The sequence below is a fragment of the Enterobacter cloacae complex sp. IR5384 genome (genome assembly GCF_049237265.1).
In the GTDB taxonomy this organism is placed as follows: domain Bacteria; phylum Pseudomonadota; class Gammaproteobacteria; order Enterobacterales; family Enterobacteriaceae; genus Enterobacter; species Enterobacter cloacae.
The window spans coordinates 226,173-248,464 of sequence record NZ_JBMKHJ010000001.1; the positions used below are offsets into that span (position 1 = coordinate 226,173).

A 22,292-nucleotide genomic window follows, 5' to 3' on the forward strand; every position below is an offset into this window, starting at 1 on the left:
GGCGTAAAGCCGGGCACTCAGAAGGATATCGAGCATGAACACAGTAACGATCAATAACAAACGGCTGCCGGCAGTCGAATATCGCGGTCAGCGCGTTGTGACGCTGGCGATGATTGATGAAGTCCACCAGCGACCAGAAGGCACCGCCCGTGCAGCATTTAATCGCAATAAAGACCGCTTTGTTCGCGGTGAGGATTATGAAGAATTAGGTGCAGACACTATACGTACGGACCTTCCCGTTGGAGTTTTTTCGAAATTTGCGCCATCAGGAATTGTCCTCTTCGAATCAGGGTACCTGATGCTGACGAAACCATTTAATGATGATCTGGCCTGGAAAGTACAACGCGAGTTGGTAAGTGGTTATTTCCGTCATCAGCAACCACAACCATTGACTGAAATCGAAATGATCGCCGCTATGGCCGCCGATGCCGTTCGCCAGCAAAAACGCCTGAATCATGTTGAAGAGCAGATCGAAACGGTCACCGAAGCGGTGGAGAACATCAAGCGCGGCACCATGCGCGCCGGATATGTCGGTTACCGCCAGGTGGTAGCCAAAAGCGGAATGAGTGACGCGAAGTGCCGGAATTTGGTCAATGCCTACCGCATCCCGACAGACACGCACGAATTTATGACTCCAGACGGGCTTTTGTCACGTAGGGCTATCGTCGAACTGGAGCCATTCATGACCGCGTTTCGCCAGATGATGTCAGAGGCTGAACCGCGCGGCACCCGCTGGTATCACCCTAAAATGGGTCTGTTCCAGGCGATTGGGTGGGAGGGTTAATAATGCACAAATTCTACGTCGAGACAGACAATCTGAACACAATCAGCGAATGCCTGCAGCAGCTCGTTAACGCAGAAGAAGCGCAGCTCAGCATTGAAGAGCAGCTGGCGAGATCGAACAGCTGCAGTGACTGGAGCGCATGGCGGAAAAAGGCAGAAAACGCGCTACGGGTGATCAAAGGTAAGCGCCGCATCATCACAGCTCGTCTGGCTGTCCTGCGCCATGAGGAGAAGGAACGCAACCTGCAGCTGCACCAGCAGCACAATGATTTTCTGGTTCAGGCTCTTCGCGAAATTGTAACGCCCTCTTCTTTCGCGCGGTGCGTTCGCCTGGCTAAAGAAAAAGTGGAGGAGAACCATGCAAACCAGTGCTGAAATTATTCTTCTGGTGCCGAATGACTGGGTTAGCGAAAAGGTTCTGATTGCGGTTACCGGGCTTAAGCCCGGAACCATCACCCGAGCCAGAAAAGAATCCTGGATGCTTGGCCGCGAGTACCTGCACATCTCACCCGATGGCAATCCAAAGCCTTCGAGCGAATGCATGTACAACAGAAAAGCCGTTGATCAGTGGATCGAGGCTCAGAAAAAAAATCAACCAGGTGCGAAGACAGCATGAAAAGCAGTACACTCGTCAACGCTCCTGGACGTCAGGAGGGATTAATGGCTAATGCATCATACCCGACAGGCGTCGAAAACCACGGCGGTTCACTTCGCATCTGGTTTGTATATAAAGGCAAGCGAGTCAGGGAAAACCTCGGTGTCCCTGATACTGCCAAAAATCGCAAGATAGCCGGCGAGCTTCGTTCTTCAGTTTGTTTTGCGATAAGGATGGGGAATTTTAACTATGCGGAAAAATTCCCAAACTCACCGAACCTTGCCCGGTTCGGTCAGGATAGAAAGGAAATTACTGTGCTGGAGCTTACCGAAAAGTGGTCTGAGCTGAAGAGGATGGAAATCAGCTCTAACACTATGAGTCGGTACGAATCCATCATAAAAAACATGCTTCCGCGCATCGGCGAAAACAAAATGGTTTCTGCGGTGACCACTGAGGATTTGCTGTACGTGAGAAAGGAGTTGCTGACGGGTTTTCATGTAATGAAGAAGGATCACCGGACACAGGTTAAAGGCAGGAAGTCTTCGACCGTGAATAATTACATGATGCTGATGGCCGAGATCTTCCAGTTCGGAGCGGATAACGGTTACGCAAAGGAAAACCCGTTTAGCGGAATTAACCGCCTCAAAAAAGCGAAAGGTGAACCAGATCCACTCACGACAGAAGAGTTTATCCGGTTTATCCAGGCTTGCGGCCACCAGCAGATGAGAAATCTCTGGTCGCTGGCAGTCTATACTGGAATGAGGCATGGGGAGTTGTGCGGTCTGGCGTGGGAAGATATCGATCTGCATGCCGGAACCATCACAGTGAAACGCAACCTTACCCAGACGAATGAGTTCACCCTGCCAAAAACCGACGCAGGCACTGACAGGGTGATTTATCTCATTCAACCAGCTATTGATGCCCTGAGGAATCAGGCCCAGCTGACGCGCCTTGGCCGGCAGTATGAGATTGAAGTGAAATTGCGGGAATATGGCCAGTCAGTCATACACCCCTGCACTTTCGTTTTCAGTCCTCAATGCGTCAAGCATGGGCCTCGTAGAGGATATCACTACGCGGTTAATTCGATTAATAAAATTTGGGCCCCGATAATCAAGCGCGCCGGAATACGGTACCGCAACGCCTACCAATCACGACATACTTATGCGTGCTGGTCATTATCAGCTGGGGCAAACCCAAACTTTATAGCAACTCAGATGGGACATACCGATGCACAGATGGTTTACAAGGTGTATGGAAAGTGGATGTCAGAGAAGAGTACCGAACAGGTTTCCCTGCTCAACCAGGCGCTTTCACGCTTTGCCCCATCACTGCCCCAAAGCATGGTAGTAGCACAGTAGTAATCTGTAAATTCAAGTGGTTAGCAGTCATATAGCTACATTTGTATAACACGGGGCACAAAATGCCCTCGACCATAAAGAGCGCTTATGTTGTGATCGGGGTTCAATAAATCACTAAACAAGGTATACTCCGGAGTTGTTTATTGTACTAAACGCTCCTGTGAGAGGATGCTACTGCGCACCTATGACTCGATTCGCTTCTCCTGTTCTGCATACGTTGCTGGATACCGACGCGTATAAACTGCACATGCAGCAAGCCGTTTTCCACCATTACTATGATGTTGATGTTGCGGCGGAATTCCGCTGCCGTGGCGACGACTTGCTCGGTATCTACGCAGATTCCATTCGTGAACAGGTCGATGCTATGCAGCATCTGACGTTGCAGGACGACGAATACCAGTGGCTTTCCGGCCTGCCTTTCTTTAAAGCGGACTATCTGAACTGGCTGCGCGACTTCCGTTATAAGCCAGAGCAGGTCACCGTCACGAATGATAACGGCAAGCTGGATATTCGCCTTGAAGGCCCATGGCGTGAAGTGATCATGTGGGAAGTTCCGCTGCTGGCTGTGATCAGCGAGCTGGCTCACCGCTACCGTTCGCCGGAAACAGGGGTGACTCAGGCACTGGCCGCGCTGGAAAACAAACTCTCAGGGTTTGCCACCCTGACGGATGGGCTGGATATGTCCCGCTTCCGTCTGATGGACTTTGGCACGCGTCGCCGTTTCTCCCGCGACGTTCAGCAGGCCATTGTTCAGCGTCTGCAGCAAGAGTCGTGGTTCGTGGGCACCAGTAATTACGATCTGGCACGTCGTCTGAACCTGACACCCATGGGTACCCAGGCGCATGAATGGTTCCAGGCGCATCAGCAGATCAGTCCAGATCTGGCCAACAGCCAACGCGCCGCACTGGCCGCGTGGCTTGACGAGTATCCGAATCAACTCGGCATCGCCCTGACCGACTGCATCACCATGGATGCGTTCCTGCGTGATTTCGGCCCTGAGTTCGCTGAGCGTTACCAGGGGTTACGTCATGACTCCGGGGATCCGGTTGAATGGGGTGAGAAGGCGATAGCGCATTACGAAAAACTCGGCATCGACCCGATGAGCAAGGTGCTGGTCTTCTCCGACAACCTCGATCTCGCGAAAGCGGTTGAACTCTATCGCCATTTCAGTACCCGAGTGAACCTGAGCTTCGGGATTGGCACCCGTTTAACCTGCGACATCCCTCAGGTAAAACCGCTGAATATCGTGATAAAACTGGTGGAATGTAACGGCAAGCCGGTAGCCAAGCTCTCCGATAGCCCGGGTAAAACCATCTGTCATGATAAAGCGTTTGTCCGCGCGTTACGCAAAGCTTTCGATCTCCCTCAGGTCAAAAAAGCCAGTTAAGCGCTTAAGGGAGCCAAATGGCTCCCTACTTCTTATTTATTTCTTAATTCTTCTCTTTTGACTGCGAAATTTACTTGTCTGATAGCGGATGGCAGGTAACATAGATATCCCCCCATTTGGGTGGACAAGTGTTTATTTTTTCCGACTATTAACAGAGAGAATATTATGAGCGTTGTGCCTGTAGCCGACGTACTCCAGGGCCGTGTCGCCGAAGACCTAGAAGTCACCGTGCGCGGATGGGTGCGTACCCGCCGAGATTCTAAAGCTGGCATCTCCTTCCTTGCCGTCTATGACGGTTCCTGCTTTGATCCTGTACAGGCCGTCATTAATAATTCTCTGCCCAATTACAATGATGACGTTCTGCACCTGACAACCGGTTGTTCCGTAATTGTTACCGGCGTGGTTGTCGCATCACCGGGTCAGGGTCAGAGTTTCGAAATTCAGGCCACTGCCGTTGAAGTAACTGGCTGGGTTGAAGATCCTGATACCTACCCGATGGCCGCAAAACGTCACAGCATCGAATATCTGCGTGAAGTGGCTCACCTGCGTCCACGCACCAACCTGATTGGTGCGGTGGCCCGTGTCCGCCACACGCTGGCGCAGGCACTGCATCGCTTCTTCGATGAGCAGGGTTATTTCTGGGTATCTACCCCGCTGATCACCGCCTCTGATACCGAAGGCGCTGGCGAGATGTTCCGCGTTTCTACGCTGGATCTGGAAAACCTGCCGCGCACGCCAGAAGGTAAAGTGGACTTTGACAAAGACTTCTTTGGTAAAGAAGCCTTCCTGACGGTATCCGGCCAGCTCAACGGCGAAACCTACGCCTGTGCGCTGTCTAAAATCTATACCTTCGGCCCAACCTTCCGCGCGGAAAACTCCAACACCAGCCGTCACCTGGCAGAATTCTGGATGCTGGAGCCTGAAGTGGCTTTCGCAGATCTGAACGATGTCGCTGGCCTGGCGGAAGCCATGCTCAAGTACGTCTTCAAAGCGGTACTGGAAGAACGTGCTGATGACATGAAATTCTTCGCTGAGCGTGTCGATAACGAAGCGATTGCACGTCTGGAGCGCTTTGTTTCCTCCGACTTTGCCCAGGTGGATTACACCGATGCGGTCGCTATTCTCGAGAAATGCGGTGAGAAATTTGAGAACCCGGTTTACTGGGGCGTGGATCTCTCTTCCGAGCATGAGCGTTACCTGGCTGAGAAGCACTTTAAAGCACCGGTTGTTGTGAAAAACTACCCGAAAGACATTAAGGCGTTCTATATGCGCCTTAACGAAGACGGTAAAACCGTTGCCGCAATGGACGTACTGGCGCCGGGCATTGGTGAAATTATCGGTGGTTCCCAGCGTGAAGAGCGTCTGGATGTGCTGGATGCGCGCATGCAAGAGATGGGGCTCAATCCGGCGGATTACAGCTGGTATCGCGATCTGCGCCGTTACGGTACTGTGCCACACTCAGGCTTTGGTCTGGGCTTCGAACGTCTGATCGCCTACGTCACAGGTGTTCAGAACGTACGTGACGTTATTCCGTTCCCACGTACGCCGCGTAATGCCAGCTTCTAAGTAACCAAAATCATAATGGCCAGCATTTGCTGGCCATTATTTTATTCTGCTCTGTCAATTTTCGTCAGCGTAAAGTAAGCACCTTTCAACTTTAACCCCGTCACAACCACTAGTTGTTACGTTTTGTTTCCACGAAATATCTACGAACAAAAAAAAACCCTATTCTTATTGCGATTATTTAATCCTCAATCAATAGCACAAATTTCAACCAAAATCACAGCCATCCAGAAGTCCTTTTTGGGTCATAAGAAAAAATGAGTCGTTGAAGGTGCGCATATACGAATTGCCTTTATCTAAATTAATTATAAGTAATTCATATATATAGGAATCTACTTGCCGTTTAATTCGCCAGGTCTTTCTGAAATTTGAGGTGGTTCACAAAGTTCCGAAAAATACACATTTAGTTACATATAATTTCTTTTTGTTACTCAATCTTGAAAACTGTAGCACTTTCAGGCTAGCGAAACGGTTCTATGAATGGAAAGATGCCTGACAGATACATAAAGACACCAAACTCTCATCAATAGTTCCGGAAATATTTATTGACGGAATTTATTGGCGGCAGTGGCGAGTGTCATAAAAAAACCAATGAGGGTAATAAATAATGATGAAGCGCAATATTCTGGCAGTGGTAGTCCCTGCCCTGCTGGTAGCCGGTGCAGCTAACGCTGCAGAAATCTATAACAAAAACGGCAACAAACTGGATCTGTACGGGAAAGTGGTTGGTGAGCACGATTTCGTGACCTCCGGTGACAACACAGACAGCAGCGATGCGACCTATGCTCAGATCGGTTTCAAAGGCGAAACCCAAATCAATGACCAACTGACCGGTTACGGCCAGTGGGAATACCGTGCTCTGGCAAGCCAGCCAGAAAGCAGCCAGACTCAGCGTACCCGTCTGGCGTTCGCTGGCCTGAAAGCTGGTGATGCAGGTTCCATCGACTACGGCCGTAACTAAGGTATCGTTTACGATGTAGAATCTTACACCGATATGGCGCCATCCTACTCAGGTATGACCTGGGCTAACTACTCTGATAACTTCATGACCGGCCGTACCACTGGCGTTCTGACCTATCGTAACTCTGACTTCTTCGGTCTGGTTGATGGTCTGAGCCTGGGCCTGCAGTATCAGGGTAAAAACGATCGTACCGACGTTAGAACCGCTAATGGTGACGGTTTTGGTACCTCTGTTGGTTATGAATTCGGCGAAGGTTTCGGCCTGATCGGCGCATACAGCAACTCTGACCGTACTAACCTGCAGACCGCTGACGGTAAAGGCGAGAAAGCGGAAGCATGGGCTGTTGGTGCTAAGTACGACGCGAACAACATCTACCTGGCAACCACCTACGCTGAAACCCGCAACATGACCCGTGAAGAAGACGGTTCATTCGCAAACAAAACTCAGAACTTCGAAGTTATCGCTCAGTACCAGTTCGACTTCGGTCTGCGTCCATCCGTGTCCTACGTTCAGTCTAAAGGTAAAAACCTGGCTCAGCGCGGCACCTTCGCGGGCGGCGATGCTGACCTGCAGAAATTTGTTGAACTCGGTGCGACTTACTACTTCAACAAAAACTTCAACATCTATGTTGACTACCAGCTGAACCTGATCGACGACACCGACTACTCTCGTAGCGTGGGTATCGTGAACGGTAAAGACGACCAGGTTGCAATGGCTGTAACTTACCAGTTCTAATCAGTACACCACTTTGTTATATGCTTAATGAACAGGGCTTCGGCCCTGTTTTTTTATGCCTGACAGAAAATAATGGCGACTTTTGAAAAGCCGCACGCTTTTCGTCGCAAACGGTTGGCATTTTGTAAATCTACCGTTAACCTGATAGCGGATTTCACTTCTGTAATCACAATGGAACTTCGTCATGTTTGAGAACATTACCGCCGCTCCTGCCGACCCTATTCTGGGCCTGGCCGATCTGTTTCGTGCCGACGACCGCCCTGGCAAAATCAACCTGGGTATTGGTGTATATAAAGATGAAACCGGCAAAACCCCGGTACTGACCAGCGTAAAAAAAGCTGAGCAGTATCTGCTGGAAAATGAAACCACCAAGAACTACCTCGGTATTGATGGTATCCCTGAGTTTGGTCGTTGCACGCAGGAGCTGCTGTTCGGTAAAGGTAGTACAATTGTGAGCGACAAACGCGCGCGCACAGCACAAACGCCTGGCGGTACCGGCGCACTGCGCGTGGCGGCGGATTTCCTTGCAAAAAATACCGCTGTTAAGCGCGTATGGGTAAGCAACCCAAGTTGGCCGAACCATAAGAGCGTCTTTAACTCTGCGGGTCTGGAAGTGCGCGAATATGCCTACTACGACGCCGCAAACCACGCTCTGGACTTCGACGGTCTGCTGGCGAGCCTGAGTGAAGCCCAGGCGGGCGACGTGGTCCTGTTCCACGGCTGCTGCCACAACCCAACCGGCATTGATCCGACGCTTGAACAGTGGGAACAACTGGCGAAACTGTCTGTCGAAAAAGGCTGGCTGCCGCTGTTTGACTTTGCTTACCAGGGCTTCGCCCGTGGTCTGGAAGAAGATGCTGAAGGTCTGCGCGCTTTCGCAGCCGTCCATCAGGAGCTGATCGTTGCTAGCTCCTACTCCAAGAACTTTGGCCTGTACAATGAGCGTGTTGGTGCCTGCACGCTGGTCGCAGCAAACGAAGAGACTGCCGATCGTGCGTTCAGCCAGATGAAATCAGTTATCCGCGCTAACTACTCTAACCCACCAGCACACGGTGCCTCTGTCGTTGCCACCATCCTGAGCAACGATGCGCTCCGCGCGATTTGGGAACAAGAGCTCAACGATATGCGTCAGCGTATTCAGCGCATGCGCCTGCTGTTTGTGAACACCCTGGCAGAGAAAGGTGCAGACCGTGATTTCAGCTTTATTACTAAGCAGAACGGTATGTTCTCTTTCAGTGGCCTGACCAAAGAACAGGTTCTGCGTCTGCGTGAAGAGTTTGGCGTGTACGCCGTGGCCTCTGGCCGCGTGAACGTTGCAGGTATGACCCCTGACAACATGGCGCCACTGTGTGAAGCGATTGTCGCCGTACTGTAATGTAATTAGCGCCCACAAAAAAGCCTGCACTATGCAGGCTTTTTTTATTATCCGGATTTACCAGACAGGCATTTCATCCTGAAGGAAGGGGTTATGCACCCGCTCGTAGCCCAGCGTCGACATCGGGCCATGTCCAGGGATAAACGTCACGTCATCACCCAGTGGCAATAACTTCTGTTTAATCGACTGGATCAGCTGTCCGTGGTCGCCACGCGGGAAATCGCTGCGTCCTACGCCACCTTTGAAGATCACATCGCCGGAAATCAGCAGACGGGACTGGTCATCAAAGAAGACAATATGGCCTGGCGTATGCCCAGGACAATGCAACACCTGTAAAGTCACATTCCCTACGTTCACACGCTTTCCTTCGTTTAACCAGCGATCGGGCGTCAATGGCTGACACTCATCGAGGCCAAACATGCGGCTTTGGGCTGGCAATCCCTGCAGCCAGAACTCATCTTCTTTTTCCGGACCGATCACCGGCACTCCATAGTGCTGTGCCAGCTCCGCCGCTGCGCCGACATGGTCAAGGTGACCATGCGTCAGTAAAATCTGCATCAGCGTCACACCGCTTTCTGCAACTTCCTGTTTGATCTTCTCAGCGTCACCGCCGGGATCGACAAGCGCGGCCAGTTTGGTTTGCTCACACCAGATCAATGAACAATTCTGGGAGAACGCCGTAACCGGAATAATACGATAGTTCATACTGCTCCTGTGTTTCGTTATTACCAGTGCCGAACTGGACCGGTATCAATATGCACAAAGTTACTACTTGGGTAATATCCTACACCACCTGCGCGCATAGATAACGCAGCTTTGCGAATATTGGCTAACGAAACGCCTTCAATATGGAAATCCATTGCCTGTCCCCTGGTGTGATAGCTTTTTTTCGCTACCCCACGGCTGCGGGCGCGCAATTCATTATTGGTATCAATGGAACGATAACCGGAAATGAGTTGCACCGGCTTGCTGGTACCCAGCAGGCCCTGAAGGCGGAACAACTGGTCAAATAATCCTGGGTCGATGGCTTTTACTTTATTCGCGCGGAAATCACGGAAAAAATGGTTAAGTCTTGCTAATTCATCCTGAATATAGCCTCTGCCATCGAAGAATTCCGCTTTTAGCGACTCACCAGTATGCAGATTGTTGAGCGTTAAAATACGCGGACGAGGTGTCGAGAGGGTGGCAAATGCTGGCGTCGGCAGGATGGCCGCTGCGCCGAGCGCAACGCCACCTAACGCCAGCAGTTTGCGGCGATTAGCGTCAAATTTGTCCATGATAATCAGGTCTACAGGTCAAAGAAATCGTAATATGCTTAGCGCACGAAGGGCACCTTAACTGGCAAAGCCGACGACGTCAAGGCACCCAACCCCAGCAAACACGCGGCTTCCAGCCATATCGCCACGTATTTGCCCTAACTTACGACAACCTATTTTCCCGAACTGCTTCATTTACCTGATTAATTGTTCAGCTTTTGGCAAAATTTGTGCGCCGGATCGCGCCGTGAGATCATAATTGTAAATATCTGTACGATACTGGGTACGTCCATCTTCGCCAACAAACGCCGTCAGATAGTAAAGATTGACCGGTATATTGTGTCGAATGTTAACGTAACGGGTGTCCCCCTGCTTGAGGGCATCGGAAATCCGCGTGTCGTTCCAGCCCGCATCCTGCAACAGCATATTCGCCAGTTCCGATGCCTTATTCACACGAACGCAGCCTGAGCTGAGCGCACGGGCATCTTTCTGGAACAGGTTATGGTTCGGCGTATCATGCAGATAGATAGCGTCCGAACTTGGCATGTTGAATTTATAGCGCCCCAGCGAGTTATGCGCACCCGGTGCCTGCTGGAAACGGAATGGCAGGTTCGACGGCGTAATTGTTGACCAGTCAACCATCCACGGATCGATCGTCTCTTTGCTGTTCCAGCCGCGGATCACCGTATAGTTATGACGCTCCAGATAGCCAGGATCGTTCCAGACCTTAGGCAGAATATCCTTGCGCGCCAGCGTCGGTGGCACGTTCCACGGCGGGTTTACCACCACGTTATTCAGGGCGCTGCTCATCATCGGCGTTTTACGGTCAGGACGTCCGACAATCACGCGCGACGCCAGCACTTCGCTACCGTTCTGATAATAAACCAGCGAATACGCTGGAATATTCACCATAATCCCGGTCGACAGTGTTCCCGGCAGAAGACGTAAACGCTGGATATTCAGCGCCAGCACCCCAGCACGCTGGGCAGGCGAGACGTTCAGCCAGTCGCGGGTTGATGGACCGATCACCCCGTCTGCGCCCAGCCCCTGCGCGGCCTGGAACTGCTTAACCGCCGCGACCAGTTCGCGATCGTAGGCGGCGGGTTTGTTGCTCTGCGCAACGGCCTGTTTCTCTTTTACCGGGGCCGACGGGCTGACGACCGCGCTTTGCGTATCGTCGCCAGGCAGCGCAATCTTAGGACCGCTTTCGAGAATGCCGGAGCGTTTCATAATTTCGCGGATCGCCGGGACATCGCTGCTCCACTGTCCCGGACGAAGCGTGGTTGTGCCACGCACCTGAGGCCACGGGCGGGAATCCGCAACCAGCTCAAGCAGCGACTGATGCATGGTGGCATACTGCGGATGGGCCGGTGCCAGGCTTGCGATAAAGCGCGGCAGGTCACCGTTATCCAGCGCCAGTTGCCACTGGTTAATGACCGACAGCGCCGGCGTCGCCAGCTTGTACGGTTTTTGACTGTATAACCAGCGGTTGCCATTGACCGGAATGCCCGCCACGAACTGGAGGTAGCCCATCATGGCATCAGACAGCACCACATCACGCGCCTGACCGGTAACGGCTGGATCGGTAAGGAGCTCAACCCAGGTGGTGAATTGCGGCTGAAAACCTGCAATGGCGACTTCCGCCAGCTGCTGCTGAAAAGCGCGCACGGCGTCCCGGTTTTCCCACATCGGCTTCATATCACGCGCGGCATAAAGCAGCGTAAGCTGGTTAATGTAAGCAGGCGTGTATCCTGCAGGAAGCCCGGTAAGAAGCTGCTGGCGGAGCGCGCCGGTGTCGATACCTTCGGGTAGCGGTCTGGTACCCGCTAAAATGGCCGTCGCCGGAGATTGATCCAGCGGTTGTGACAGCGACGTCGGCTGCGCACCCATCGTCGCGGAACTGTCTGACGGTACAACTTCAGGCTCATCGGCCTGAGCGCTTAACAGTGGAGCAAACATCACCGCCAGACACAAACTCAACGCTGACAGCTGATGACCACGATTTTTCTTTAGCAACATCCCTTGCCCCCTGTTTTCTCACGACATGCCCATCACACTGGGGCTTTTATTCATTATAGGAAGGCACAAACGCAGTTGCCTTACCTTATGTAAAGAAGTTTAAAGATAACGCAGCCGTAAGCATAAGTTAAGCGTAAAAAAAAGCGGCGCTAATGCGCCGCGCTTTGTAACAACACGCCTCAGGAGGCGTCTGCCGTGCCCGGTAAGGACTCCGGCGGCTGCGGAGCAAAGCCACGCAGGCCTACAACGTGAACGTGCTCGCTGTTCTGGAACACTTTACGCACCAGTTTATAGGTTGTGCCTTTTTCCGGACTAATATTTTCCGGTGCCGCAATGATGAGCTGCATATCCAGACGTTCGCAGAGCTCAAACAGCGTGGCGATGGAGCGGGCATCCAGACGCGCTGCCTCATCAAGGAACAGCAGACGGCAAGGGGAAATATCTTTGCCGCGCAGACGACGCGCTTCATCTTCCCAGCTCTGTACGACCATCACCAGAATCGACATCCCGGTACCGATAGCTTCACCGGTCGACAGTGCGCCGGATTCCGCACGCAGCCAGCCGTCTGAACCACGGTTAACCTCAACTTCCATCTCCAGGTAGTTACGGTAATCCAGCAGCTCTTCACCGATGGTTTGCGGCGTACGTTGCCCCATATCAATCTGCGGATTCAGACGCTGATACAGCTTCGCCAGCGCTTCAGAGAAGGTCAGACGGTTGCTGTTAAACAGATCCTGATGCTGTTCATGCTGCTCAGAGAGCACATCCAGCAGCGTAGAGTGCGCTTCACGGACGTTTACATTCAGACGTACGCTGTTCACCTGACCAAACGATACGCTCTGCAGACCCTGGTTCAGCTGGCGAATACGGTTCTGCTCGCGCTGAATGGTCTTGCGGATGATGTTCGCCACGCTACGGGAGCTGATAGCCAGCTTCTGCTCACGGGAGGTTAGCTCTTCCGTCAGGCGCCCCAGTTCAATTTCCATCTGTTCAATGGCTTCGACCGGATCGTCGGTACGGATGATGTCCTGACGAATACGCTCACGCAGATGCTGGTATACCGCAACGAAGAACTGAATTTTACGCTCAGGACGCTTCGGATCTTCAGACATACGCAGCACATCGCGCAGATGTTCGTTATCGGCCACCGCCAGACGCAGCGCACCCAACGCCTTATCCGACATGGATCGCAGTTCATCCGCAGAGAGGTACGCCAGTTCACGACGATGCAGACGGCGTTCAACATTATTGTCTTTCACCATGCGCATCACCGCGCACCAGCCAGCCTTCGCAGATACCACCTGCTCACGCATTTCATGGTAGTCGCGCTCCAGCTTGCGCAGGCGGCGGGTCAGGTTATCCATCTCCGCTTCACAGAAGGTCAGCGCTTTTTCCAGCTGATTACGACGCGCACGGTTATTGCTCAGCTGGGCATGCAGCTCATCACGACGAACACGCGCCCGCTCTTCTGCCCCGCTGTCGGCACGGACGCCGATGTCCTGCAGCTCTTTTTGCAGATCGTTTAACAGCTCTTTCTTGGTATCAAAGGAGCTTTTTAGCGAGGCCAGAACCTGGTTGTACTGGTTCAACTGGGCCGCGTGGCTACGCATCGCTTCACGGGCACGCGTACGTTCCGCTTCAGCCTGCTCAAGGCGCTGGCGTAATTTCTCGTTCAGATCGCTGTTACCGCTCAGCATTTCCGCCGAGTCAGAGTAGCCGAAGTGAGCGCGACGCTGCACTACTTCCGTCAGGGCAAACGCCTGCTGGCGTGCTTCACGCTGCACCTGCTGGGACCAGGCATAATCTTCTTTTAGCTGCTCAAACTGCTCTGGATCGCTCTGAAGCACCGAAACGACCGGCTCCAGCTTCGCCAGCTGATTACCGTGTTGCTGCACGAAGCGCGCAGCCTCCTGCGCTTCATCCAGACGTTCCTGGATTTCATCCACACGGTCAGCCAGCGTATCGTCCGCCAGCAGATTCAGACGCGGCAGAATGCGGTTAAGGGCAGCAACGCCCTCTTTCGCCTGTTCAAACTGAACGCGGCTCTGCTGGTTGTCATTTTCATGGCTGGCAATTGCGCGCTCAAGCTCGCCACGGCGGGTGTTGAGCTTGCGAATTTCCGCTTCCGGGTCAGCCTCAAAGGCCACTCCCAGATGGCTACCGATAAAGCGGCTAAATGCCTGATGCAGGCGCTGGGTTTTCTGCACGTCAAACGACAGCGTCGCAAAACGTTCAGACAGCGTTTCACGCTCAGCGTGAAGGCTCTCAATACGGCTTTCACGCGCGGCGCGGCCGAACAGAGGAAGTTCCGGGAAGCGCGAGTAACGCCACTGACGGTCAGCGATTTTCACCACTACCGCTTTTTCCAGCTCGTCAACGCTGAACACGCTGTCATCGAACGACTGCGGATCCCCTTCGATCAGATAGAGATCTTCCGGGCAATCTTCCAGCCCTTCTAGCTGTTCGGCAATCAGAGACAGATCCGGCACCACAATAGCGTTACGCGACGGGCCATACAGCGCGGAGAAGTACGGCGCATCGTCCAGACCCACGTCATCATAAATTTCTGACAGCAGTACGCCGCCGAAACGCTCCGCCAGCGTATTCAGACGGGCATCTTCCGCACCGCCCGGCTGGCTTAAGCGTTCAATCTCTTCGTCAACCTCGCGCTTGCGTGCGCCAACTTCATCACGCTCAACAATCGCCTCGCGCTCGCGCTCCAGCAGCTGTTGCAGATATTCGGTCACTTCCTGGCTGGATTCGAACGTTTCACCGCACTGTTCGCTGAGCTGGTTCAGGCTGCTTTGCGCCGCCAGCCAGACGGGTGCGCGTTGCAACAGCGTCTGCGAGCGGGACTGAAGCTGCTCCAGCTCCTGACGCAGCGTCATCCGCTGTTCGCTGGCGCTGGATACCGTATCGGAAAGGGCGGCGATACGGGCTTCAAGCTCCTGGTGCAGAGCCTCAAGATCGTCAATATCGTAATGTTTACCCTGACGCTTACAGAACTCGGCCAGCAGACGCTCGGCCTCCTGCTGCTCGCGCAGACGCTGTTCCAGCTCGTTCAGACGCATACGCAGCGGTTGCACCTGTTCGGCCAGATGACGCTGGTTGACGCCGTCGCGCAGCAACTCGCGGGCTACGTCCCACGCTTCGTTTCGCGCCAGCGGGCCGTTAATCGCCACCACCAGCTGATAAGCTTGTTCAAACTGGCTGTGCGCGGTCTGCGCGACGCTCATTTTCTGTTCCAGGGAGAGCAGTTTTTCCGTGGCTTCCTGCTCTTTCGCCTGGAAGGTGTCAAGCCATTCATCGGCGCTGTCCGGCGTCAGGTCAGGCAGATGGCATAGCTCTTTCGCACGCTGCAATGCCTGCAGGGCCTGGTTGTACTGAATCGCTCGCGTCTGCTGTACGTCCAGCGCCTGCTGGTAATCGGCGAGCTGGCTTTTCAGCTCATCCACTTCCAGTTCGGCGGCTTCGGCACGCGCTTCGTTCTCTTCCTGCATGTCGGCGGCTTCGGCCACCACTTCGTTTTGCTCTTCGAGACGAATTTGCAGTTCATCGAGATCGGCTTCGTAGCGCTCGATTTTTTCCTGCTGGCGCAGCGCGGTCTGAACCAGGTTCAGGTGATCGCTGGCGGCCTGATAATCGGCTTCCAGATCGCCCTCAGCCCCGTTGTGTTCGCCCAGTTCACGGGCCATTTCAACGTGCTTATACTGCTCAGCCACCAGCTGTTTACGGGAGGTGAACAGCTCGCGGCGGTACTCTAATGCCTGATCGAGATGCACGCGGCGCTCGTTGGCGTGACGCATATAATCCGCCGCCACATAGTTGGTGGCTTCACTGATCAGGTGTTTAAACAGATCGCGGTCAGACTGGGTAACGCGAATCGCTTCCAGCGTCATGCGGTTTTCACGCAACGCGGCTTCCATGTCCTGGAAGGCCTTACGCACGCCGCTGTTTTCCGGCAACAGGTAGTCGCGCAGGGAGCGGGTAATGGCGCTGGAGATCCCACCGTACAGGGAGGCTTCAATCAGACGGTAATATTTGCTGCGGTCGGATGCGGTACGCAGACGACGCGCCACCACGCCCAGATCGAACATCAGGGAGTGGTAATCGGTAATTGAGTTGAACTGCTTGAACTGCACGCCTTCGATAGCTTCGAGCTTGTCTTTCAGCTCCTGCAGCGTCAGTACGCGCGCCTGGCGCTCATTGAGCGTTTCCGTCAGCAGCGCCGTTGGCTGCATTGAGGTTGGCAGCCCCTGAATCGCGAACGGCTTGATATCCACTTTTCGATCGCGACCGGCGACCTGCTGCAGACGCACGCCCACCACCACACGCTGGTGACGGGAGTTGATCACATCCAGCACCGAATAACAGACGCCAGCTTTGAGCTTACCGTGCAGGCCTTTATCGCGGGAGCCGCTTGTCGCCCCCGCTTCGGTGGTATTACGGAAGTGCAGCAGCGTCAAATCAGGGATCAGCGCCGTCACAAAGGCCGCCATGGTGGTGGATTTACCCGCACCGTTACCGCCGGAGAGCGTTGTCACCAGCTCATCGAGATCAAAGGTTCGGGCAAAGAAACCGTTCCAGTTAATCAGCGTTAGTGAGCGAAATTTACCGCGTTCAATCATTACTCTTCCTCCCCGCTATCCGGCTGATTGTCTTCAGGCTCGTCATTGAGCTGCAAATGGTTTTCCACCGGCATCGCCTCACCGTCGCGGATCATGCGAAGCTGCGCTTCACGCGCGTCGTCGCCCGCACGCACGTCGGCACCGAAGCGGAAAACAGATTCCGTAATGCGGAATTTGCTGCTGTCGTGGCCCATAAACCAGACCATCCCCAGACGACGCAGACGGTTCAGAGAAGAGCGAACTTTTTCCTGCAATTTCTGACGATCGAGATCCGACCCCGTTGAACGGTTGTTCACAAGCTTCAGCAGCTTGCTTTCGTCTGCCAGCGTCAACAGCTCATCGTAAAGCTCCTGCTGGGTGAAGATCCCTTCATTTGCCAGACGTTCCGGGCTGAGGTAGAGGTAGCACAGAATTTTGCCGACCATCATATCCAGCTCGGAGAGCACGGAGCGCGGAATAAGCGTGGTGGAACGCGGACGCAGGTAGAAGAAACCTTCCGGCGCGCGGATAAGCTCAACGTTATAGCGTGCGTAAAACTCTTCCAGATACTCCTGGAAGTCCATCAAAAAGGCGTGATTATCCAGCTCGTCGAGGCCAATATGACGACCGGCACGCAGCTGGCTGTCCAGCGCCGGAAATAACGGATTCGCCAGCGCCTGTGCCAGCTTTAATGGCATCACTTGTTCAATATTTGTCAATGACATGCGCCTGTACCTTGGCTCCGTAATCGTTAATCGGCTGCCACTTCGGCGGCAGTCCGGTGAAATCTGCTTGCGCGATACCCAGGCGAACCGCCTGGTCTACCACAATGCGGGCAACGTCGAAGTGGCGCGCGCGAGGATATTGCGCCAGATAGTCGCGCACCACGAGACCAAGATCCAGCGGTACCTGTCTGGTTTTGTAGACAGCGAGCTGTTCTTCGATCATGGCCGCAAGTTGCTCACGAATTTCGTTGAATTCTTCGTACTCCAGATCCGGTGGCAGCTCACCGGTTACCTCTTCATCACGCAACGCCATCTCTTCGTCACGCATATCGAGCAGACGATCGGCATTGGCGTAGGTTAGCGCCCACGGCGCATCGAAGTAGGTTTGAACAGACTGACGCAGACGCTGAGCAAAGACGCGGTTTTTATCCATATCGATGGCGGTACGGATAAATTTATGTACATGACGATCGTAACCGATCCACAGGTCAATCGATTGCTGGCCCCAGCTAATGATGCGATCGAGCTTGCTCTGCAAATCAAAGACCAGACGGTCGATAAAATGCAGATCGTCATGTGCCATGGTCGCATCCTGAATGCGCAGCAGGTTGGCCTGGAGTTTATCGCCTGCAGCCTCCAGCGTATCCTGCAGTTCACGCAGCGTGCCGGAGGTTTCCGACAGCAGCAACTCACAGCTGGAGATGGCCGCACGCCAGTCTTTATTCAGCAATTGCGCGATATCATCTTTCACCTGCTGCTGCTGTTCGTCCATCAGACGCTGGGTCAGATCGATACTGTCAAAAATCTCCGCTACCGAATATTTCAGCGGCGCGTAGACGTTACGGTGCCAGTGGAATTCATCACCGTTTTCATCCGCGGCATCGGCTGCACGCTTGAGTTCACCCGCCACAATCGAGAGCTGCATGGAAAGACGCAGCGTGGAAAACTCACGCTGGCGGATGTAGTAATCGGTAATGCCGATGCCCAGTGGCGTCAGTCGATAAATGGCGTTACCTTCCGCCTGCTCGCTGGTAAAGCGGTTCAGCAGACGTTGACGCACCATATCGTTGATTGCGTTGTTGGCACGCACGCTAATGGTTTCGCTGGTTTGCTCAAACGCATCACTCACATGGCGGAACGCATCCACCAGTTCACCCTCGCTCATTTCGCCATCGAGCCGTTCGCCGTTCAGCGTGGCAACCGCCAGCAGGAAAGAGAGTCTGTCTACCGGCAGCGAGATGGAGAAATCATTTTTCCTGGCCCAGGCAACCAGTTCGGGGACTGTCTGGGAAAATTCACTCATAGGTTATCCTTGCATCTGCGGCTTGTGCGCGGTGACGTGAATATAGCGGCCAAGACTGATAAACGGTTCCTGACGGCAATACCGCGTTTCTAATTCTGTTAAGGTGTCAAAACAGTCACGCTGTTTGTGTTTTTCACGCAGATAATCATGAAACACCCTGACGCCCGTCTTCCCGGTTATCTGCCAGCCAATCTCTTCCAGCCAGCCGTAAACCTGCTGGGGATCGCGCGGATAGTCCGGGGAAAGCGTGCGCTTTTTCTTTTTCGGCATTCCGACCTGAACATAGTCGAAGTTGCCCGCAACCATGTTGTGCATCAGGAAGCCGTTAGCATTGTAGAACATCAGCGACAGCGTACCGCCCGGGCGTAGCATCGACCACAGGGTTTGTAACACGCTTAACGGATCGGCTACCCATTCCAGCACCGCATGAAACAATATCAGATCAACCTGGGTTTCCAAATGCTGTGCGATGTCCTGAGCGGCGCATTGTACAAAATGCATGTTGTCGCTCACACCTTTCTCCTCTGCTGCACGCGTGGCACGCGCAACCATCTCAGCAGAAAGATCGCAAAGTGTGACGTGATGACCGCGCTCAGCCATTTTTATGGCCGTCTGCCCTTCACCGCCTCCGGCGTCAAGCACGCGCAACGTTTGACCGCCATACGTGGCCAGAATGGTGTCCAGATCCTGCCAGAGGATCGTCTGACGTAACTGCCCTTTTGTGGTGCCGTATATGTTGCGCGAAAACTTTTCCGCGATGTCATCAAAATTGCGATCCCGCATTGGGAGAGTTCCACTCGCTAACTGCAAAACCGCTATTTTGTCACACCCGCGCGGAGAATGAACCTCTCTGGTGTAATATCACGGGTATTCGCCTGCTATATGGTTAAAAAAGGAACCAAAAAGGATGCTTTTTACCCTGAAGAAATACATTGGAGGCATGATGCTTCCCCTTCCGCTACTGCTGCTCATCATCGCGCTGGGGCTGGGGCTGGTGTGGTTTAGTCGCTTTCAGAAAAGTGGCAAAACGCTGATCACCTTCGGCTGGCTGGTACTGCTGCTGCTGAGCCTGCAACCCGTCGCAGACAAACTGTTACGTCCCATCGAAAACACCTACCCAACCTGGCAGGGAAACCAGAAAGTGGAGTACATCGTGGTGCTGGGCGGTGGGTATACCTGGGATCCAAACTGGGCCCCCAGCTCTAACCTGATCAATAACAGCCTGCCGCGCCTGAACGAAGGTATTCGCCTGTGGCTGGCTAATCCGGGATCGAAAATGATCTTCACCGGCGCGCCAGCCAAAACCAACCCGGTCAGCACGGCTGAAGCCGGCGCCAGGGTGGCAGAATCCCTCGGCGTGCCGCGCTCCGCTATTATCACGCTGGACAGTCCGAAAGATACCGAAGAAGAAGCCGCCGCGGTGAAACAGGCTATTGGCGATGTTCCGTTCTTACTGGTGACATCTGCTTCACATCTGCCAAGGGCAATGATTTTCTTCGAAAAACAAGGACTGCACCCGCTTCCCGCGCCGGCGAACCAGATGGCCATTAACGCCCCGCTCAACCCATGGGAACGGGTGATCCCGTCCCCGATGTGGTTGATGCATAGCGATCGCGTCGGCTATGAGACGCTGGGACGCGTCTGGCAGTGGCTGAAAGGCTCCTCAGGCGAGCCAAGGCAGGAGTGATTTTGTCGCAAGGTCAAAGTTGGCGCGGTTGAAACGTCCGGTATTCACCAGCTGCGCCACTTCATCCCACAATAAATAAAGCCAGCGCCGCCAGAGAAACGCCTCCGCAACGGGCGCGCGCTGCAGATAGTGCCACAGCAAGCCTTCAGCGGCCGCGCTATCGCTGAGCCTGAACAGGTCATACTCGCGCGGAGCCCAGAGCATGACCCCTGGCCCCAGCATCGCCAGAAGCTGATCGCTACGAGAATCTTTAAGCATGCTACGCAGGGTAAAATTACCGTGTATCAACACGCAGTTGTCGTTAAAGCCCTCAAATAGCGCCGGTAAACACTCCCGGGTGCGGAACAGGATACGTTTATCCTGCATGGTCAAGCCGGTGTTGTTGAACTGATTAAGCGTTCCCCACAGCACCTCCACCCGCTGGCGATACCACAGGGGCCAGAGATTTTCCTGAGTGCTGTCGACGGGTCCCACAAGGCCACGGCTATCCTGCCGGTGCCAGGCCAGCAGAGCCTCCACAATCTGGTCTTTCAGCTGTTCCCAGCGCTCCGGTGTACGCGCCGGGGCTTCAACGGATACTCCGCGTAAACGCTCAATCAGCAGAACATCCGGACCGGGGTGCTCTTCATGCGTCATCACTCCGTAAACCGTCGGCATACGCACGGTTCCTTGCCGCGCGAGCATTGAAATTTTCCAGGCGAGCTGCCTGGCCACACCCGGCGAGGTAAAGCTTCGGGCCATCAGCGGCATTGGGTTTCCCTGACTGTCGTACAACGACCAGAGCGCGGTATCTGCCTTTTCACTTACACATTCCACCCGGCTTAACTTCTCGCCAAGCAGGTGACTCAGTTCGGCACGCAGCTGTTCCATATGAGATTACCCCCATTAAGACTACTGCTTTTATAATGAGCGCGCAGGACGCAGATGTCACCCTGCGGAGATCAATTATGGAAAAGATAAGAGTAAATAAACGGAGGAGTGCATCCCTCCCAAAAGAGGGATGCCGCAAGGATTAACGCAATTCAGCGCGAACGCGCTCAAGATCTTCTGGGGTGTCTACGCCTGTACCAGGCACCACTTCGGCGACGGCAACGTGGATCTTTTCGCCGTACCAGAGCACACGAAGCTGTTCCAGCATTTCAATATGCTCCAGCGGACTCGGTGTCCAGGTTACATACCGGCGAATAAAGCCAGCGCGATAGCCGTAGATGCCAATATGGCGCAGGAAGGTATCGCCAATGGTCTCTCTGGACACCGCAAAGCGATCGCGATCCCACGGGATGGTGGCACGGGAGAAATAGAGCGCATAGCCCTCCGCATCCGTCACAACCTTCACCGCGTTCGGGTTGAACGCTTCTTCCGCGTGGTGGATAGGTACCGCGAGAGTTGCCATGCCAACCTGACGCTGCGCCAGGTTTTCCGCCACCTGACGAATAATCGCCGCCGGGATCATCGGCTCGTCGCCCTGCACGTTAACGATTACCGTATCGTCGCTGAATGCGCATTTCTCAACCACTTCAGCCAGTCGTTCAGTACCAGACTGGTGATCGGCGCGGGTCATGCACACTTCCCCGCCTGCGGCTTCAACCGCACGCGCAACATCAGGATGATCGGTGGCCACGATAATACGGTCAGCGCCGGACTCACGGGCGCGTTCAAGGACATGCACAATCATTGGCTTGCCGTTGATATCTACCAGCGGCTTACCCGGCAGACGCGTTGAGGCGTAACGGGCAGGAATAATGACGACAAAGCTCATGGTTTGCTCTCTTCAGCTACCAGGGAGCGGGCTTCGTTTTCCAGCAGTACCGGAATACCGTCACGCAGCGGGAAAGCCAGGCTGTCCGGTTTGCAAATCAGCTCTTGTTTGTCCTGGCTATAGTAGAGTTTGCCGTTGCACACCGGGCAGGCAATAATTTCAAGTAAACGGTGATCCAT

General features: G+C 53.9%; 18 protein-coding genes and 1 pseudogene. 9 read left to right on the top strand and 10 right to left on the bottom strand.

The genetic code is table 11. The features are described from left to right. The first annotated feature begins 34 nt into the window (after nt 1-34). The 8 genes and pseudogenes from ACOTX3_RS01230 to ACOTX3_RS01265 all read left to right on the top strand — a co-directional run bounded on the left by ACOTX3_RS01230 (nt 35) and on the right by ACOTX3_RS01265 (nt 8,757). Nucleotides 35-784 (top strand): ORF6N domain-containing protein, encoded by a 750-nt coding sequence (locus tag ACOTX3_RS01230; RefSeq protein WP_058679238.1) that lies wholly within the window; start codon nt 35-37, stop codon nt 782-784. Between the two features lie 2 nt (nt 785-786). Beyond that, the gene (locus tag ACOTX3_RS01235) at nt 787-1,158 is read left to right on the top strand and encodes a hypothetical protein (RefSeq protein ID WP_063926589.1); all 372 of its coding nucleotides are present in this window, start codon (nt 787-789) and stop codon (nt 1,156-1,158) included. Beyond that, a complete protein-coding gene (locus tag ACOTX3_RS01240) occupies nt 1,142-1,399 on the top strand; it encodes an excisionase family protein (RefSeq protein WP_058657756.1) in 258 nt (85 codons plus the stop codon). The genes ACOTX3_RS01235 and ACOTX3_RS01240 overlap by 17 nt, the downstream gene beginning before the upstream one ends. A gap of 44 nt (nt 1,400-1,443) precedes the next feature. After that, nucleotides 1,444-2,736: a tyrosine-type recombinase/integrase gene (locus ACOTX3_RS01245; RefSeq protein ID WP_058679236.1), complete on the top strand. Its 1,293-nt coding sequence runs from the start codon at nt 1,444-1,446 to the stop codon at nt 2,734-2,736. Nucleotides 2,737-2,920: 184 nt separating this feature from the next. Beyond that, nucleotides 2,921-4,123 (top strand): nicotinate phosphoribosyltransferase, encoded by a 1,203-nt coding sequence (gene pncB / locus ACOTX3_RS01250; RefSeq protein WP_058679235.1) that lies wholly within the window; start codon nt 2,921-2,923, stop codon nt 4,121-4,123. A gap of 165 nt (nt 4,124-4,288) precedes the next feature. Further along, nucleotides 4,289-5,689, top strand: a complete 1,401-nt coding sequence (asnS, locus tag ACOTX3_RS01255) for an asparagine--tRNA ligase (protein ID WP_029882977.1) — start codon at nt 4,289-4,291, stop codon at nt 5,687-5,689. 604 nt (nt 5,690-6,293) lie between these two features. Continuing rightward, nucleotides 6,294-7,382, top strand: a pseudogene (locus ACOTX3_RS01260) (porin). 184 nt (nt 7,383-7,566) lie between these two features. After that, on the top strand, nt 7,567-8,757 hold the full coding sequence (locus tag ACOTX3_RS01265) for an amino acid aminotransferase (RefSeq protein ID WP_029882979.1): 1,191 nt from the start codon (nt 7,567-7,569) through the stop codon (nt 8,755-8,757). Between the two features lie 57 nt (nt 8,758-8,814). On the opposite strand, the gene ACOTX3_RS01270 is transcribed toward ACOTX3_RS01265, so the two are convergent. The 7 genes from ACOTX3_RS01270 to cmoM form a co-directional block, all read right to left on the bottom strand. Continuing rightward, on the bottom strand, nt 8,815-9,462 hold the full coding sequence (locus ACOTX3_RS01270; protein WP_058679357.1) for an MBL fold metallo-hydrolase: 648 nt from the start codon (nt 9,460-9,462) through the stop codon (nt 8,815-8,817). 20 nt (nt 9,463-9,482) lie between these two features. After that, nucleotides 9,483-10,034 carry a YcbK family protein gene (locus ACOTX3_RS01275; protein ID WP_013097290.1) on the bottom strand — a complete coding sequence of 184 codons (552 nt, stop codon included), beginning with the start codon at nt 10,032-10,034 and terminating at the stop codon, nt 9,483-9,485. A gap of 174 nt (nt 10,035-10,208) precedes the next feature. Next, nucleotides 10,209-12,032 carry a L,D-transpeptidase gene (gene ldtD, locus ACOTX3_RS01280; protein ID WP_058679356.1) on the bottom strand — a complete coding sequence of 608 codons (1,824 nt, stop codon included), beginning with the start codon at nt 12,030-12,032 and terminating at the stop codon, nt 10,209-10,211. Nucleotides 12,033-12,211: 179 nt separating this feature from the next. Beyond that, nucleotides 12,212-16,660: a chromosome partition protein MukB gene (mukB, locus tag ACOTX3_RS01285; RefSeq protein WP_020689707.1), complete on the bottom strand. Its 4,449-nt coding sequence runs from the start codon at nt 16,658-16,660 to the stop codon at nt 12,212-12,214. Beyond that, nucleotides 16,660-17,364, bottom strand: a complete 705-nt coding sequence (gene mukE, locus ACOTX3_RS01290) for a chromosome partition protein MukE (RefSeq protein WP_013097294.1) — start codon at nt 17,362-17,364, stop codon at nt 16,660-16,662. The genes mukB and mukE overlap by 1 nt, the downstream gene beginning before the upstream one ends. Continuing rightward, nucleotides 17,345-18,667, bottom strand: coding sequence for a chromosome partition protein MukF (gene mukF / locus ACOTX3_RS01295; RefSeq protein ID WP_013097295.1), 1,323 nt, complete (start codon nt 18,665-18,667; stop codon nt 17,345-17,347). The genes mukE and mukF overlap by 20 nt, the downstream gene beginning before the upstream one ends. Before the next feature lie 3 nt (nt 18,668-18,670). Next, a complete protein-coding gene (cmoM, locus tag ACOTX3_RS01300) occupies nt 18,671-19,450 on the bottom strand; it encodes a tRNA uridine 5-oxyacetic acid(34) methyltransferase CmoM (RefSeq protein ID WP_013097296.1) in 780 nt (259 codons plus the stop codon). Nucleotides 19,451-19,574: 124 nt separating this feature from the next. On the opposite strand from cmoM, the gene elyC reads away from it, so the two are divergent. Further along, nucleotides 19,575-20,354, top strand: coding sequence for an envelope biogenesis factor ElyC (elyC, locus tag ACOTX3_RS01305; protein WP_058679355.1), 780 nt, complete (start codon nt 19,575-19,577; stop codon nt 20,352-20,354). Here the strand turns inward: elyC and ACOTX3_RS01310 are convergent. The 3 genes from ACOTX3_RS01310 to ycaR all read right to left on the bottom strand — a co-directional run bounded on the left by ACOTX3_RS01310 (nt 20,331) and on the right by ycaR (nt 22,292). Beyond that, nucleotides 20,331-21,224: a YcbJ family phosphotransferase gene (locus ACOTX3_RS01310; protein ID WP_013097298.1), complete on the bottom strand. Its 894-nt coding sequence runs from the start codon at nt 21,222-21,224 to the stop codon at nt 20,331-20,333. The genes elyC and ACOTX3_RS01310 overlap by 24 nt on opposite strands. A gap of 142 nt (nt 21,225-21,366) precedes the next feature. Further along, a complete protein-coding gene (gene kdsB / locus ACOTX3_RS01315) occupies nt 21,367-22,113 on the bottom strand; it encodes a 3-deoxy-manno-octulosonate cytidylyltransferase (RefSeq protein WP_045902756.1) in 747 nt (248 codons plus the stop codon). Continuing rightward, nucleotides 22,110-22,292, bottom strand: coding sequence for a protein YcaR (ycaR, locus tag ACOTX3_RS01320; protein ID WP_013097300.1), 183 nt, complete (start codon nt 22,290-22,292; stop codon nt 22,110-22,112). Before ycaR ends, kdsB begins: the two co-directional genes overlap by 4 nt.